General features: G+C 58.1%; 14 protein-coding genes. 3 read left to right on the top strand and 11 right to left on the bottom strand.

All coding sequences use genetic code 11. The features are described 5' to 3' along the window. Position 1: 1 nt before the first annotated feature. From ACR0I0_RS19485 to ccoN, 6 genes are all read right to left on the bottom strand, one after another. Positions 2 to 460 carry a FixH family protein gene (locus ACR0I0_RS19485; protein ID WP_171638250.1) on the bottom strand — a complete coding sequence of 153 codons (459 nt, stop codon included), beginning with the start codon at positions 458 to 460 and terminating at the stop codon, positions 2 to 4. A gap of 2 nt (positions 461 to 462) precedes the next feature. Next, on the bottom strand, positions 463 to 1890 hold the full coding sequence (gene ccoG, locus ACR0I0_RS19480) for a cytochrome c oxidase accessory protein CcoG (RefSeq protein WP_171638252.1): 1428 nt from the start codon (positions 1888 to 1890) through the stop codon (positions 463 to 465). Positions 1891 to 2309: 419 nt separating this feature from the next. Continuing rightward, the gene (ccoP, locus tag ACR0I0_RS19475; protein ID WP_171638254.1) at positions 2310 to 3173 is read right to left on the bottom strand and encodes a cytochrome-c oxidase, cbb3-type subunit III; all 864 of its coding nucleotides are present in this window, start codon (positions 3171 to 3173) and stop codon (positions 2310 to 2312) included. Then, the gene (locus ACR0I0_RS19470; protein ID WP_050605006.1) at positions 3170 to 3355 is read right to left on the bottom strand and encodes a CcoQ/FixQ family Cbb3-type cytochrome c oxidase assembly chaperone; all 186 of its coding nucleotides are present in this window, start codon (positions 3353 to 3355) and stop codon (positions 3170 to 3172) included. Before ACR0I0_RS19470 ends, ccoP begins: the two co-directional genes overlap by 4 nt. Positions 3356 to 3367: 12 nt before the next feature. Then, positions 3368 to 4096 carry a cytochrome-c oxidase, cbb3-type subunit II gene (gene ccoO / locus ACR0I0_RS19465; protein WP_152459189.1) on the bottom strand — a complete coding sequence of 243 codons (729 nt, stop codon included), beginning with the start codon at positions 4094 to 4096 and terminating at the stop codon, positions 3368 to 3370. Positions 4097 to 4110: 14 nt separating this feature from the next. Beyond that, positions 4111 to 5718, bottom strand: a complete 1608-nt coding sequence (gene ccoN, locus ACR0I0_RS19460; protein ID WP_171638257.1) for a cytochrome-c oxidase, cbb3-type subunit I — start codon at positions 5716 to 5718, stop codon at positions 4111 to 4113. Between the two features lie 200 nt (positions 5719 to 5918). Between ccoN and ACR0I0_RS19455 the strand changes: the two genes are divergently transcribed. Next, on the top strand, positions 5919 to 6758 hold the full coding sequence (locus ACR0I0_RS19455) for a universal stress protein (RefSeq protein WP_171638259.1): 840 nt from the start codon (positions 5919 to 5921) through the stop codon (positions 6756 to 6758). Positions 6759 to 6810: 52 nt separating this feature from the next. Here the strand turns inward: ACR0I0_RS19455 and ACR0I0_RS19450 are convergent, their stop codons facing one another. Next, positions 6811 to 7065: a GlsB/YeaQ/YmgE family stress response membrane protein gene (locus ACR0I0_RS19450; protein WP_152459192.1), complete on the bottom strand. Its 255-nt coding sequence runs from the start codon at positions 7063 to 7065 to the stop codon at positions 6811 to 6813. Between the two features lie 70 nt (positions 7066 to 7135). Continuing rightward, on the bottom strand, positions 7136 to 7879 hold the full coding sequence (gene fnrL, locus ACR0I0_RS19445) for a transcriptional regulator FnrL (protein WP_171638263.1): 744 nt from the start codon (positions 7877 to 7879) through the stop codon (positions 7136 to 7138). Between the two features lie 61 nt (positions 7880 to 7940). Between fnrL and hemN the strand changes: the two genes are divergently transcribed. Next, positions 7941 to 9296, top strand: a complete 1356-nt coding sequence (gene hemN / locus ACR0I0_RS19440; protein WP_480492558.1) for an oxygen-independent coproporphyrinogen III oxidase — start codon at positions 7941 to 7943, stop codon at positions 9294 to 9296. Positions 9297 to 9508: 212 nt separating this feature from the next. Further along, positions 9509 to 11437 (top strand): elongation factor G, encoded by a 1929-nt coding sequence (locus ACR0I0_RS19435; RefSeq protein WP_480492557.1) that lies wholly within the window; start codon positions 9509 to 9511, stop codon positions 11435 to 11437. 24 nt (positions 11438 to 11461) lie between these two features. On the opposite strand, the gene ACR0I0_RS19430 is transcribed toward ACR0I0_RS19435, so the two are convergent. From ACR0I0_RS19430 to ACR0I0_RS19420, 3 genes are read right to left on the bottom strand one after another with little or no spacing between them, the layout of a single operon-like run. Next, complete coding sequence (locus ACR0I0_RS19430; RefSeq protein WP_480492556.1) at positions 11462 to 13039, bottom strand: ABC transporter ATP-binding protein; 1578 nt, start codon at positions 13037 to 13039, stop codon at positions 11462 to 11464. Then, positions 13036 to 14142, bottom strand: a complete 1107-nt coding sequence (locus tag ACR0I0_RS19425) for an ABC transporter permease (RefSeq protein WP_209835521.1) — start codon at positions 14140 to 14142, stop codon at positions 13036 to 13038. Before ACR0I0_RS19425 ends, ACR0I0_RS19430 begins: the two co-directional genes overlap by 4 nt. Continuing rightward, the gene (locus tag ACR0I0_RS19420; RefSeq protein WP_152459198.1) at positions 14143 to 15237 is read right to left on the bottom strand and encodes a microcin C ABC transporter permease YejB; all 1095 of its coding nucleotides are present in this window, start codon (positions 15235 to 15237) and stop codon (positions 14143 to 14145) included. Between the last annotated feature and the right edge of the window lies 1 nt (position 15238).

The following is a 15238-nucleotide window of genomic DNA, read 5'->3' as shown; positions in this document are numbered from 1 at the left end:
CTTACCCCTTTACGTAAAGCGGGACGCGCTGCGAGAATTCGGCGCCGTTTCCGTCACGCGCCACCAACCGGATGTTCCAGTTGCCCTTGCCCAGTGTAGCAGGCGTGGCATAGGCTGTACCGTCGAACGTAAAATCCGGCACGAAGTCGTCGCGCACATGGGTTGCCCGACCGACCACGGCCTGCAATTCGCTCACCTCAACCGGCGCACCGCTTTCGTCGGTGATGTGCAGGATCAGAAGGCCGCCTTTGGTTTCCGCCCGAACTGTCCAGCCCAGCGCCTGCTGCTCTTTCAGGCGCTCGTTGAACTCCTGGCTGGCGACGTAGGAGTTCTTGACCTCCAGCCCGGGAAAGGTTTTCACCGCATTGTACGCCAGCACGAGGTTCACCGCGATGATCACGCCAAAAGCGCCGACAAACACGGCAAGGGCGTGCTTTCCGGTGAATTTACGTTCGGCCATGATCAGTTCCCTCGTCCGTTGAACGTGGTGTCCTTGTATGCGCGTTCGCCGCTGCTGAGGTCTTCGACCCAGATCCGTACTGGTGTCGCATCTGCTGCGGCCGGATCGCTATTGCGGGAGGCCACGATATATACACGGGTCAATTGTGCCGTATCCGCCGTGACATTCACAGTATCGATATTGGTTCCCTCGATTTCCAGTCGCATCGCCGGATCGCCCGCCAATGACAGTTTGAAAAGACGGTCCTCACCGTGCTTGTTGCGCAGACGAACGTCATAGGTGTTGCGGATTGTACCGTCCGACAGGGTGACGAAAGTGGGGTTGCGAACCGGTGCAACAGTCAGATCAATGTCAGAACGGATGAAGAGCGCAAACAGCAGCCCGAACCCGACCAGCGCCCACAATGCGGTGTACAAAATCGTACGCGGCCTCAGAATGTGCTTCCAGACATTCTTGGCGGGCTCGCCGGATCGCTCATGGGCTTCATCGCTCAGCGCCATGTAGTCGATCAGCCCTCGTGGCTTGCCGATCTTGGCCATCATGTCATCACACGCGTCGATACAAAGGGCACAGGTGATACATTCCAGCTGCTGGCCATCCCGAATATCGATCCCGACAGGGCAGACATTCACGCAGGCCATACAGTCGATGCAATCCCCCAACTCAGAATCGGCCGTCCGCTTGCCTTTGCCGCGCGGTTCACCCCGCCATTCACGATAGCCGACAACCAGCGTGTCCTCATCCATCATCGCCGCCTGAATGCGCGGCCAAGGGCAGGCATAGATACAGATCTGCTCGCGGGCGAACCCGCCGAAGAAGAAGGTTGTACCCGTCAGGATCAACATCGTCGTATAGGCAACGGGATGCGCGTTGCCCGTCACAAGATCACGGGCCAGCGTGGGTGCATCCGCGAAATAGAACACCCAGGCACCACCTGTCGCCAAACCGATCAGAAACCAGACCGCCCATTTGGTGACCCGCAAGCGAGCCTTTCGGAAATCAAGCTTTTCCTGACGGTGCAGGCGCAGGCGGGCGTTTCTGTCGCCTTCAATCCACCGCTCGACCAGAATGAACAGGTCCGTCCAGACGGTTTGCGGGCATGCGTATCCGCACCAAACGCGACCCAGAGCCGACGTAAACAGGAACAGACCCAAACCTGCCATGATCAGCAGACCAGCGACAAAGTAGAATTCGTGCGGCCAGATCTCGATCCAGAAGAAATAAAAACGTCGATTTGCAAGATCCAGCAGGACAGCCTGATCAGGCAGGCTGGGGCCGCGATCCCATCTGATCCAGGGCGTCACATAGTAAATGCCCAGCGTCACGATGAGGATGATCCATTTCAGGTTTCGAAACGGCCCCGAAACACGTCTTGGAAAAATCGGCTCACGCGCGGCGTAAAGGCTGGGGGCGGGATCGGAATCGCTCACTGGCTGGCTCCACAAATGGGTCTTCTGAAGACGTCTTGTTCCAGATCATGCCTAGGCGAACTTTGACATGGGTCAAAAAGCGCATCGAGCAAACATCTTTTGAAGATCCGCCCTTCTTACCGAGGCTGGAAATCAGGTATTTTACCCGATTTTGAGCCTATTTTGGCGGAAAATCTGCTTGTGGCGCGATACCAGCTGCACGTGGTACATGCAGTTTTCCAAGTACCGACCAATTGTCGCAGCCCCGGGTCAGCCCTGCCCGAACGCGGGTGATAAGCCGTCGTTGCAAAGAACGGAATGGCAAAACAAAAGGAATTCAGTGTAAAAAAGCACCGGCTGTTCAGGAAACGCGCGAACAGATGGAACAGCCGGTGCTACAGCCTTCGGGCGGCCAGCCGCCCGAAGGTGCCCTCTAGGTCTTACTGGCCACCACCCAACTGGTGGACATAGGCGGATACCGCACGGATCTGCGCCTCGGTCAGGCGGGTATCCCAGTTCGGCATGACGCCAAAGCGGCTGTAGGTCACTGTTTCGGTCAGAGCTTCTTCGCTACCGCCATAAAGCCAGATCGCGTCGGTCAGGTTCGGCGCCCCCTGGAAGATGTCACCTTTGCCATCTTCACCATGGCAGGACACGCAGTTGTCTTCGAAGACAACCTTGCCCGCCTGTGCCGCCGCGTCATCGGTCTGAGCATTGCTCAGCGACATGACATACTGAACCACCTGCGTGATTTCGTCATGCTCCAGGATTTCACCGAAGGCAGGCATCTCGGAATAGCGCGCATCGTCACTTTCTTCGTTCCGGATACCATAGCTGACGGTGTAGACGATATCTTCCATCGTACCACCCCACAGCCAGGCGTCATCCAGCAGGTTCGGGAAACCCGGCGCGCCCTGCGCACCGGAACCGTGGCACTGCGCGCACCATGTACGGAACACGGCACCGCCAGAGTTCACGGCATATTGCTGAAGCTCAGCGTCCTGCGCGATGTCTTCCAGCGGTGTTTCCACCAGTTTGGCGTTCCAGGGTGCATTTGCCTCTTCGAATGCGACCATCTCCTGCTGGACCAAAGCCCGTGAAGACCAGCCCATGACGCCGGCGGTGGCCGACTGGACCAGGGGCCATGCTGGATACATGATCGTGTAGATCACGCCCCAGAAGATAGTGGCGTAGAAGGTCCACAGCCACCAGCGCGGCATCGGGTTGTCGAACTCTTCGATCCCGTCCCAGCTGTGCCCGGTTGTGTTCGGATCACCCGGCTGTTTTTCAGGTGTCTTGCTCATTGCCGCGCCTCCTTGGATGTGGCGGGTTTGTCTTGATGCCGGAAGGGGATGTTGGCGGTGTCCTTGTATTCCTTGCTGGCACCGGGGCGGAACACCCAGATGACGATACCAACGAAGAAGGCGAACAACAGCAGCAGCATCCAGCTATCCGCGAACTGCCTGAGAATTGTGTATTCTTCCATCACGATCCTCCTTTAGCGGCTTGCGTCCGGGGTGAAGGTCGAGAAATCGACCAACGTGCCCAGCATCTGAAGATAGGCAACCAACGCATCAGCTTCGGTCAACTCGGGCTGGCCGTCGAAGTTGCGCACGTTGACCTTGTCACCATAGCGCTCCAGCAGCCCGTCATAGTCGCTGTCCGGGTCAGCCTGAGCGAGGAAGTCGGCTTGTGCGTTTTCCAGCATCTCTTCGGAATAAGGCGTCCCGACCAGAGCATTGGCGGCCATCACATCACCGATGTACTTGCCGTCAATTTTGCGATGTTCGAGGAAGCCGTATTTCGGCATCACCGATTCAGGTACAACGGATTGCGGATCCCGCAGGTGGTCGACATGCCATTGATCGGAATAGCGGCCACCGACACGCGCCAGATCCGGTCCGGTCCGTTTGGACCCCCACTGGAACGGGTGATCGTACATCGATTCCGCTGCCAGCGAGTAGTGGCCATAGCGTTCGACCTCATCCCGCATCGGACGGATCATCTGGCTGTGGCAGACATAGCAGCCTTCGCGGATGTAGATCTCGCGACCCGCCATCTCGAGGGGGGTGTAAGGGCGCATGCCCTCCACCTTTTCGATTGTGTTCTCAAGATAGAACAGCGGGGTGATCTGTACGATGCCACCGATGGTCACGACCAAAAAGCTGAAGATCAGCAGGAGGGTCGCGTTGGTCTCGAGGATCTTGTGTTTGTCGAGAATTGCCATTGCTCCGGCCCTCCTTATTCAGCCGGGACCGCGACGGTCAGGCTGGCCTCTTTGGCCGGCGCTTTCCGCACAGTCATCCACAGGTTGTAGCACATGATCAGCGAACCGGCGACGAACATCACGCCACCCAGAGCACGCACCACATACATCGGGAACTTGGCAGCCACGGTGTCGGCGAACGAGTTCACCAGGAAGCCGTTGGCATCCACTTCGCGCCACATCAGGCCTTCCATGATACCGGTGACCCACATCGACGCGGCGTACAGAACGATGCCGATTGTGGCGAGCCAGAAGTGCCAGCTGACCATCTGCAGCGAGTACAGACGCTCACGCTTCCACAGGACGGGCACCAGGAAGTACAGCGCACCAAAGGTGATCATGCCGTTCCAGCCCAGCGCGCCCGAGTGCACGTGACCAATTGTCCAGTCGGTGTAGTGCGACAGCGAGTTCACCGCGCGGATCGACATCATCGGGCCTTCGAAGGTGGACATGCCGTAGAAGCCGACCGAGATCACCATCATCCGGATCACAGGGTCGGTGCGCAGCTTGTCCCACGCGCCCGACAGGGTCATCAGACCGTTGATCATACCACCCCAGGACGGCATCCACAGGATCACCGAGAACACCATGCCCAGCGTCGAGGCCCAGTCAGGTAGCGCAGTATAATGCAGGTGGTGCGGGCCGGCCCAGATGTACAGGAAGATCAGCGCCCAGAAGTGGATGATCGACAGCTTGTACGAGAACACCGGACGCTCGGCCTGCTTCGGAATGAAGTAGTACATCATGCCCAGGAAGCCGGCAGTCAGGAAAAAGCCCACCGCGTTGTGGCCATACCACCACTGGATCATGGCATCCTGCACGCCCGACCAGACGATGACCGATTTCGAACCCCAGATGCTGACAGGAACGGTCATGTTGTTGACCAGATGCAGCATGGCGACGGTGACGATAAAGGCCAGATAGAACCAGTTGGCCACATATATGTGGGGTTCTTTCCGCTTTATGATCGTACCCAAGTAGACAGCCAGATAGGCGACCCAGACAATGGTCAGCCACAGATCGACATACCATTCAGGTTCGGCATATTCCTTGGACTGCGTTCCGCCCAGAACATAACCCGTCGCCGCCAGCACGATGAACAGCTGATAGCCCCAGAAAACGAACCAGGCCAGATTGCCGCCCCAAAGCCGCGCCGCGCTGGTACGCTGAACGACGTAGAACGACGTTGCGATCAATGCGTTTCCGCCAAAGGCAAAAATCACTGCCGACGTATGCAGCGGACGCAAACGACCGAAATTCAGATACCCCTGCGCCCATTCAAAGTTCAGTACCGGAAAAGCCAGCTGAAATGCGATGAAGGTCCCGGCCAGAAACCCGATCACGCCCCAGAAGGCGGTTGCGATCACGCCATAGCGGATCACGTCATCCATGTATTCGCCCGAGCGGTCGACTAGAATATCTGGCTCGTCAGTGTTTCGAAGCGTCCAGATAAACAGGCCACCGGCGATAAGCATCACCAGCAGTGCATGTACCTGATACGCCAAATCGCGTGCATAATTGGTTCCGATCGCTGCAAACAGCGCGATCAGACCAAGCACGATCAGCTTGATGTAATTCGACATATTGCGTCCCTTTGCCATGCCCCGCGCGTTTTTGATTCTTATACGCGCGAAACCCATTTGACTGGCTGCCGTTCTGAAGCACGGCGGCTGTTACTGCTTTGATCTGTATCAAGACAGTTCTGCGTTTTCTGTGACACGCATTGTAAAGGAAACAGGCCAACTGGTCACATGAGACCAAATGCCCGAATCATGAGGTCGCAATGACTTACAAATCTCTACTCACTGTCATGACCGAAACGCAGACAGCGCCCGCCGCTCTGGCGCAGATGGTGGCCCTGGCGGAATCGCAGGATGCACATGCCGAAGCCCTGTGCCTTGGCGTCGATCGCAGTCAGACAGGTTACTACTATGCGGGTGCCAATGCGCTGATCGTTCAGGAAACACTGAGCCGGGCCAACGCCGAGGCCCAGGAGCTGTTAAACTTTGCCAATGACTACCTTGGCAAGTCCGGCGTTCGCTGGTCCGCCGAGCATGGTGTCGCGCAGATTGCCGATATCGGACGCCATGTCGCGCATAGGGCACGGTTTTCCGATCTGGTGGTCCTGCCGCACCCTTATGGAAAAGACCGCGGTGCCGAGGCCGAGCCCATCATCGAAGCCGCCATGTTCGAAGGGCATTGCCCGGTTCTGGTCGTACCGGACGACGTCGAGCCCCTGACGGTGCCGCGCAATATCATGATAGGTTGGAACGAAAGCGTAGAGGCCATGTGCGCCATTCGTCACGCCCTGCCCTTCCTGAAACAGGCCGAGCTGGTCCGAATCGTGGTCATCGATCCGCCTCGCCATGGTCCGGACCGGTCTGATCCGGGCGGAATGCTGTCACAGATGCTGTCCCGTCACGGGGTCAAATGTGAGATTGATGTGCTAAGCAAAAGCATGACGCGCGTGTCGGATATTCTCAACCGTCACGCATCCGATACAGAATCGGATCTGATCGTCATGGGCGCTTACGGTCATTCCCGTTTTCGCGAGGCCATTCTGGGCGGCGCAACACGCAACATGCTGGAGCAGTCTGGCGTACCGGTATTCCTGGCCCATTGATACGCCCATCAAAAGCCGCCCGACTTGGCGGCTTTTGTCATCCTCTCTTTTGTCATCCTCTGCGGATCAGGCCTATCAGGAACAACAGGATCACGGCACCTGCTGTTGCGAATAGGATAGACGACAACAGGCCGCCGCCAACGGCAAATCCAAGCGCCGGAAATATCAACCCCGCCAGAAACGCGCCTACGATTCCGACAACTATGTTTCCGAAAAGGCCAAAACCCCTGCCCTCCATGATCTTTCCGGAAAGCCAACCGGCGATTGCGCCGACCAAAAGCATTGCCAACAAACTGGTAAATTCCATGCCGAGTTCCTGAATTAGATATCCCGCGAAAAAGACTGCGGCGGCTGTCAGTGGTCAAAAGCCTATTACGTCAGACCGGAAAGCCGCCATCCGAATCGTCACCCGCCTCTTCCATCAGGCGGCCCAGATCGGGGATGGTCACGTGCCGCTTTCCTTCAAGCGTGATCACCCCGTCTTTTTTCAAAGCTGATATCTGGCGACTGACCGTTTCCAATGTCAAACCCAGGTAATCCGCCATTGCTTCTCGGGTCAGGGGCAGGTCGAACACAATGGGTCCTGATACAGCTTTTTGACTGATTGAACCGTCCCGGCGGGCGATAATTGACAACAAACTGGCAATCTTCTCACGCGCCGTTTTGCGCCCCAGAACCAGCATCCACTCGCGGGCGGCATCAAGCTCGTCCAAAGTCATCTGCAAAAGACGATGGGCGATATGCGGGGTGTGGTCCATCAACTCTTCGAACGGTTTCTTGCGGAAACAGCACATCACGACATCCGTCGTAGCCTGAACATCATAAGGCGCAGTATCGCGACCCGGGCGGCCAACAAAGTCGCTTGGCAGCAGCAGACCAACCATTTGGGTGCGGCCATCTTCCATCGTCTGGGTCAACGACGCGATTCCGGCCACAACCGAGCCGACAAAACTCATCTGATCCCCAGACCAGATAATCGTCTGACCCGCCTCAAAACTGCGGTAATATTTAATGCTTTCAAGCTCTTCCAGCTCATCGGCATCACAACGGGCACAGACGGCGCGATGACGAATCGGGCAATCTCCGCAATTTGAATGGTCAAATTGTGCTTTTACTGTCATGCGCGTTCCCACTTGATCTCCATCAAAGCACCTGTGTCGCCTGTCGCATAAGGGTATCGCCATGATAGTGAAACCACAATTGGCAAAGCTTGGACTTTTTGACGCGAAAGTACCGCGTTACACAAGCTACCCCACCGCCCCCCACTTCAACAACGACGTGGGAGCAGATATGTTTGGCGACTGGATTTCCGGGATCAAACCCGGCAGTGCAATTTCGCTGTACATTCATGTCCCATTCTGCCGCAGGTTATGCTGGTTCTGCGCCTGCCGGACACAAGGCACACAAACCGACAACCCGGTAATCGCCTATGTCGATGTTCTGAAGGCCGAACTGGACCTTCTGGCGGCACGTCTGCCTGAGGGTGTGGTCCTGTCGCGTCTGCACTGGGGCGGCGGCACACCAACGTTGCTGAACGCCCAATTGATGCGCGAATTGGCACAACACATCCTGGGTATCGTCCCCATGGGGCCGGATGCCGAATTCTCGGTCGAGATCGATCCGAACGAGATTGACGAGGCGCGTCTGGATGCGCTGGCTGACGCGGGCATGAACCGCGCCTCGATTGGGGTGCAGGATTTCGATGACGAAATCCAGAAAACCATAGGCCGTATTCAAAGCTATGACACCACGCGCGACGCTATCGACATGATCCGTGAACGTGGCATCACCAGCCTGAATGCGGATATTCTTTACGGCCTGCCACATCAGACCAAGGCGCGCATGACGGAAAGCGTACAGAAACTCCTGTCGCTCAGCCCGGATCGCGTGGCACTTTATGGTTATGCCCACGTACCCTGGATGGCCAAGCGGCAGCAGCTGATTCCGTCGGACGCACTGCCAACGCCCGAACAACGCCTTGAACTGTTCGACACAGCCCGGCGTTTGTTCCTTTGGGACAATTATGCCGAAATCGGCATCGACCATTTCGCCACTCAGGATGACGGGCTGACCCACGCGTTGCGCGCGGGCCGCCTCAAGCGGAACTTCCAGGGTTACACCGACGATCAGGCCGATGTTCTGATTGGTGTAGGGGCCAGCTCGATCTCGCGCTTCCCGCAAGGTTACGCGCAGAACGCTCCGGCCACCTCTGCCCATACCAAAGCCATTCGCGATGGGCAGTTTTCGACATCCCGAGGGCACCTTTTCAAAGGTCAGGACATTCTGCGTGCCCGCCTGATCGAAGCATTGATGTGCGATTTCAAGATCGAATCGGCAGAAATCCTTCGGGATCACGATATTTCGGCCTCTGGCCTCGACGAGATGTATCACGCAGCCAATGCATCTTTCGACGGGATGCTGCAAATCACTGAAGCCGGGCTTTTCATACCGCCCGAAGCGCGCGCGCTGACCCGGATGATCGCCCGCAGCTTTGACGCCTATGACCTCAGCAAAGCCGGGCACAGCTCGGCCATCTGACCCTTTTTCGGCGGGCAACATTCGGCCCGTGACGCGCAAAAAACATCAGGGGCTTGACGCACGCCTGCGGTTTTTCCCACACTCATGCTGTAGGGCGGCATCTCGCTCTGCGGTCTGAGGCGGGCAAAATACAGACAACCCTTGTCGGCGCCAACGCGTCGGTCGGTCCCTTTCGTGTAGCCAATCTGCAACCTGAAAGAGGGACAACACTCATGCGCGTTTTCACCGTCCTCGGGCCCAGCCAATCGGGCAAATCTACGCTTGTCGAGGCCATCAGCCGCCTCGACGGGCGCCCCACCACATTCGATGTTTCCGGAACCGTGCATTTGCACGGTTTTTCTTACCTAGACGAGCCCTGGTGCGCGATCGACGTCGATGGGGGCGGCGATGCGCTGGCCTATGTTGGCCCCGCAATGGCGATTTCGGACGCCGCCGTGGTCGTGGTGCCCCCAGACCCAAATGCCGCCGTTCTGTGCGCGCCCTACCTGCGGTTGGTCGAAGAGGCCGGCATCCCCTGTTTTCTGTTCATCAACCGGATGGACAACCCCAATGGCCGCGTCCGCGATATCATCGCCGCTCTGCAAACATACTGCACCCACCACATTGCCCTGCGTCAGGTACCGATCCGCGAAGGGGATACGATCATCGGGGCGGTTGATCTGATCTCGGAACGGGCCTGGAAATATCAGGAGGGTCAGCCCTCGGCCCTGATCGAACTGCCTCAATCCGTCGAAGACCGCGAGCAGGAAGCGCGAACCGAGCTGCTCGAAACCCTGTCCGATTTTGATGACAACCTGCTGGAACAACTGATCGAAGACAAACAGCCGCCAAGTGGCGAGGTCTATGATCTGGCGGCACAGGTTTTGCAGAACCATCAGTTGATTCCCGCCTGCCTGGGTGCCGCAAGTCACGGCAACGGGCTGACGCGTCTGATGAAGGCGCTGCGGCACGAAGCCCCCGAATTTGACATCGCCGCCGGGCGCGACGAGGCCGCTGACAGCGCGCGCGCCATTGCCGGTTTCGCGGATGTCAAAAAACACATCGGAAAAATCGTGGTTCTGCGCGGCCTGGGGGACGGCGTGCAAGCCCATGAAGCCTTGGGCGGTGAGACCGTCGGCAATCTGACAGCGCTGGATGCCAAAACCCAGATCGCCGCGCTGGAGGCCGGGCAGATTGGTCTGGCGGTGAAATCCGATCACCTCGAACCCGGCTACATCTACGACAGCAATTCGGCGACGGAACTGCCGGAATGGGCGGCCTCGCATCCGGTGGCGCATCGTCAGATTGTCTCGCCCGCGCATGAGCGGGACGATGTGCGCCTGTCAAACGCCCTGAGCCGTCTGGCCGAAATCGACCCCGGCCTTCACCTGCAACAGGATGAGCTTACCGGCCACGCCGTTCTTGGGTCTCAAGGTCCGCAGCACATGCGACGCGTGACCGCCAAGCTGGCTGAGGATTTCGGGATCGAGATTGAAACCGACCAAGTCGAAACCGCCTATCGCGAAACCATCCGAACACCTGTCGAACACCGCCACAGACACCGCAAACAATCCGGCGGGGCTGGGCAGTTCGCGGATGTCGTGATCTCGGTCGCGCCGCTGCCGCGCGGATCTGGGTTCCAGTTCGAAGAGGTGGTCAAGGGCGGCGCGGTGCCCAAGAATTACATTCCATCCGTGGAACAGGGCGCCAGAGACGCGCTGGAGCAAGGCCCCGAGGGTTTTCCGGTGGTGGATGTGAAGGTCACGCTGCATGACGGCAAGCATCACAACGTAGACAGTTCGGATTATGCCTTCCGTACCGCGGGCAAGAACGCCGTGCGCGAAGCGCTGCCTCAGGCCAAGCCCGTTGTTTTGCAGCCGATCCTGAACGCTGAAATCCACCTGCCTTCTGATTTTGTCGGCGACCTCGTGCCGACGATCAGCTCTCTGCAAGGGCAGGTTCTGGGATTTGAGGGCAACCCGAACGCATCAGGCTGGGAGATTTTCAACGCTCTGATTCCCTCCGTTGCCGAAGATGAGTTGCATCGCACTCTTGCCAGTGCCACGCGCGGAACCGGGTGGGTCAAGCTGAGCTTTGATCACTATGAAGAACTGCGCGGGCCGGTGCCGAAAACGGCGGCCAAAGAAAAAGCCAGCGCCTGATGGCCTGACGATGGCGGGCTGATCTCAGCCCGCCGCAGCAATCAGTTCGCGGGTATAGTCGGTCTGGGCATTTTCGAACAAATCCTCGGCCGTGCCCATTTCAACCACATCTCCGTTTCGCATGACGATCACCTTGTGCGACATCGCCCGCACAACTTTCAGGTCATGGCTGATGAACAGATACGCCAGCCCGTATTTCTTTTGCAGATCGCGCAGCAGATCGACGATCTGAACCTGAACCGTCATGTCCAGCGCGCTGGTCGGTTCGTCCAGAACCAGCAGCTTGGGCCGCAAGACCATCGCGCGCGCAATGGCTATGCGCTGACGCTGACCGCCCGAAAACTCGTGCGGATATCGGTCCATGGCCGCAGGATCCAGGCCCACCTCGGTCATCACCTCAGCGACCAGCTCGCGCGGCGCGCGATGAGGATCAATGTTGTGAATGGCCAGACCTTCCGCGATGATCTGCTGACAGGTCATGCGTGGGCTGAGGCTGCCGAACGGGTCCTGAAACACGATCTGCATATCCTTGCGCAGCCGGCGCAATTCGCGGGTAGACCATCTTCGCACATCCTGATCGCGGAAGGTGATGCCGCCTTCGGACGCGATGAGGCGCATGATCGCAAGCGCCAGCGTGGTCTTGCCCGACCCGCTTTCGCCCACGATCCCCAAGGTCTCACCCGCGCGTACACTCAGCGTGGCGTCATTCACCGCCTTCACATAGCCGACCGTGCGTTTCAGAAACCCGCGCTGGATCGGGAACCAGACTTTCAGATGATCCGTACGCGCGACTTCCTCGGCATCTGTTGCAACGGCGTCTGGCTGACCCGAAGGTTCCGCGGCCAGGAGCTTGCGGGTATAGGGGTGCTGCGGGTTGTCGAAGATCTCGGCGGTCGCGCCGGTCTCGACGATCTCACCATCCTTCATCACGCAAACCCGGTCGGCGATGCGCCGCACAATGCCCAGATCGTGGGTGATGAACAGCATCCCCATGTTTTCGGATTTCTGCAAACTGGCCAGCAACTCGAGGATCTGTGCCTGAATGGTTACATCCAACGCCGTCGTCGGTTCATCGGCGATCAGGATGTCCGGCTTGTTCGCCAGCGCCATGGCGATCATCACGCGCTGCCGCTGTCCGCCCGACAACTGGTGCGGATAGCTGTCCAGCCGGTCTTCGGGGTCGCGGATACCGACCTTGTTCAACAGTTCAAGAATTCGTTCGCGCGCGACATCACCCGTGACCCCCTGATGCAGGGCCAGCGATTCCGCCATCTGCTTCTGGATCGTGTGCAGCGGGTTCAGCGATGTCATCGGCTCCTGGAAAATAAAGCTGATGTCATTGCCGCGCACATCCATCAGGCGTTGCTCCGAGGCGCCGATCATCTCCTGCCCGTCATAGGTGACGGACCCTTCGACGATCGCGCTGTCGCCCAGCAACGATACGGTGCTGAGCGCGGTGACAGATTTGCCCGACCCGGATTCGCCCACCAGCGCCACGGTTTCCCCGCGATCGACATGGAATGACACGCCCCGAACCGCAGCACTGATCCGACCGTCCTGCCGGAACGAGACTTTCAGGTTGTTTACATCCAGCAGGCTCATGAGAAGGTCTTTCTGGGATCGAACGCATCCCGTACGCCTTCAAAGATGAAGACCAGCAGGGACAGCATGATAGCAAAGGTGAAAAAGGCCGTGAAAGCCAGCCATGGGGCCTGAAGGTTCTGTTTTGCCTGCAAGGTGAGCTCCCCCAGCGAGGGGGCCGAAGACGGCAGACCAAAACCCAGATAATCCAGCGAAGCCAGCCCGCCTATGGTGCCCGTGACGATGAAGGGCATGAAGGTCAGCGTGGCCACCATTGCGTTGGGCAGCATGTGGCGGAACATGATCGTCATGTTGCCCACACCCAATGCCCGTGCAGCGCGCACATATTCAAGGTTTCGCGCCCGCAGGAATTCTGCGCGCACCACGCCAACCAGCCCGGTCCAGCTGAACAGGATCATCAACGCGACCAGCAGCCAGAAACTTCGCCCCAACACCGCGAACATGATGATGATGACATAAAGCGACGGGGTTGCGGACCAGATCTCGATGATCCGCTGAAAGATCAGATCCAGCCAACCGCCGAAGAAACCCTGTACGGCACCGGCGAAAATACCGATCAGGCTGGCAGCACCCGTCACCAGCAGCGTGAACAGGATCGACAGGCGGAAGCCGTAAATCACCCGTGCCAGCACATCGCGCTTGGTGTCATCGGTGCCCAGCAGGTTCTGGCCGTTGGGCGGCAAGGGTGCAGCCCCGGGGCGGTCCACAGACGTGTTGTAGGAATAAGGGATCAGCGGCCAAAGCGACCAGCCACGCTCGAACCCCTCCGCCTGGAACGTACCGGCGTCGATCTGTTCGATAATGCCTTCGGGATCGTCAAAACAGTCTTCCAGGCCGCCGCTGTCTATCAGACACTGAACCTCGGGGTCGCGATAGATCGCCTCTGTCTGGAAGTCTCCGCCAAAATCGGTTTCCGCGTAGAAGTTGAAGACCGGCATGTAGAACTCGCCCCGGTATTTCACCAGAATCGGTTTGTCATTGGCGATGAACTCGGCAAACAGCGACAGGCCGAACAACACGGCGAAGATGATCAACGACCAGAAGGCGCGCTTGTTGCGGCAAAAGTTGCTCCAGCGGCGCTGGTTCAGGGGGGACAATGCCATTTACCCCTCCCGCTTTTCAAAATCGATGCGCGGGTCGACCAGCACATACATCAGATCGCTGATGATGCCGACCACCAGCCCCATCAGGCCAAAGATGAACAGCGTGCCGAAAATCACCGGGTAATCCCGCGCCACGGCGGCTTCAAAACCCAGACGTCCTAGACCATCAAGTGAGAAGATCGTTTCGATGATGATCGAACCTCCGAAGAACACGCCGATGAACACGGCCGGAAATCCGGCTATGACGATCAGCATCGCGTTGCGGAACACATGGCCATACAGCACTTTGCGTTCGCTCAGGCCTTTGGCGCGGGCGGTCATGACATATTGCTTTTTGATTTCATCGAGAAACGAGTTCTTGGTCAGCAGCGTCAATGTCGCAAAGGCCGAGATCGTCAGCGCGATGGTCGGCAACGCGATATGCCAGAAATAATCTGCGATTTTGCCAAAAAGACTCAGGCTGTCCCAGTTGTCAGATGTCAGCCCCCGAAGCGGGAAGATCTGCCAATAGGATCCACCGGCGAAAAGCACCAACAGCAGAATGGCAAACAAGAAGCCAGGGATCGCATAAGCCACGATGATCGCTGCGCTGGTCCACGTGTCGAACTGCGAACCGTCCCTGATCGCCTTGCGAATGCCCAGAGGGATCGAAACCAGATAGGCGATAAGCGTTGACCACAGACCCAGCGAGATCGAGACCGGCATTTTCTCGAGCACCAGATCAATCACGCTGATCGAGCGGAAATAGCTCTCGCCGAAGTCCAGCGTCAGATAGTTGCCCATCATGATCAGAAAACGTTCCAGGGGCGGTTTGTCGAAGCCGAATTCCTTTTCAAGTTCAGCAATGAACTCGGGCGGCAGGCCCCGTGCACCGACATATTTGTCGTCGAAAACGCCGCCCGCCGGCTCTGACCCCGCGCCGGCATCGCCCGCACCCGCAAAACCGGCGAAAACATCCCCCTGACCTTCGATCTGGGCAATGATCTGTTCAACCGGCCCGCCAGGCACGAATTGTACCAGCGTGAAGTTGACGATCATGATGCCCAGAAGGGTCGGGATGATCAGCAACAAACGTCTTAGAATATAGGCGCCCATG

The organism is Ruegeria sp. AG6 (assembly GCF_056541565.1).
This window is presented reverse-complemented; position numbering and strand designations above follow the sequence as displayed.

Excerpts from the sequence above, each read along its gene's own strand:
- ACR0I0_RS19485 (WP_171638250.1), bottom strand. The coding sequence starts at position 460 with ATGGCCGAACGTAAATTCACCGGAAAGCACGCCCTTGCCGTGTTTGTC.
- ccoP (WP_171638254.1), bottom strand. The coding sequence starts at position 3,173 with ATGAGCAAGACACCTGAAAAACAGCCGGGTGATCCGAACACAACCGGG.
- ACR0I0_RS19470 (WP_050605006.1), bottom strand. The coding sequence starts at position 3,355 with ATGGAAGAATACACAATTCTCAGGCAGTTCGCGGATAGCTGGATGCTG.
- ccoO (WP_152459189.1), bottom strand. The coding sequence starts at position 4,096 with ATGGCAATTCTCGACAAACACAAGATCCTCGAGACCAACGCGACCCTC.
- ccoN (WP_171638257.1), bottom strand. The coding sequence starts at position 5,718 with ATGTCGAATTACATCAAGCTGATCGTGCTTGGTCTGATCGCGCTGTTT.
- ACR0I0_RS19455 (WP_171638259.1), top strand. The coding sequence starts at position 5,919 with ATGACTTACAAATCTCTACTCACTGTCATGACCGAAACGCAGACAGCG.
- ACR0I0_RS19450 (WP_152459192.1), bottom strand. The coding sequence starts at position 7,065 with ATGGAATTTACCAGTTTGTTGGCAATGCTTTTGGTCGGCGCAATCGCC.
- fnrL (WP_171638263.1), bottom strand. The coding sequence starts at position 7,879 with ATGACAGTAAAAGCACAATTTGACCATTCAAATTGCGGAGATTGCCCG.
- hemN (WP_480492558.1), top strand. The coding sequence starts at position 7,941 with ATGATAGTGAAACCACAATTGGCAAAGCTTGGACTTTTTGACGCGAAA.
- ACR0I0_RS19435 (WP_480492557.1), top strand. The coding sequence starts at position 9,509 with ATGCGCGTTTTCACCGTCCTCGGGCCCAGCCAATCGGGCAAATCTACG.
- ACR0I0_RS19430 (WP_480492556.1), bottom strand. The coding sequence starts at position 13,039 with ATGAGCCTGCTGGATGTAAACAACCTGAAAGTCTCGTTCCGGCAGGAC.
- ACR0I0_RS19425 (WP_209835521.1), bottom strand. The coding sequence starts at position 14,142 with ATGGCATTGTCCCCCCTGAACCAGCGCCGCTGGAGCAACTTTTGCCGC.
- ACR0I0_RS19420 (WP_152459198.1), bottom strand. The coding sequence starts at position 15,237 with ATGGGCGCCTATATTCTAAGACGTTTGTTGCTGATCATCCCGACCCTT.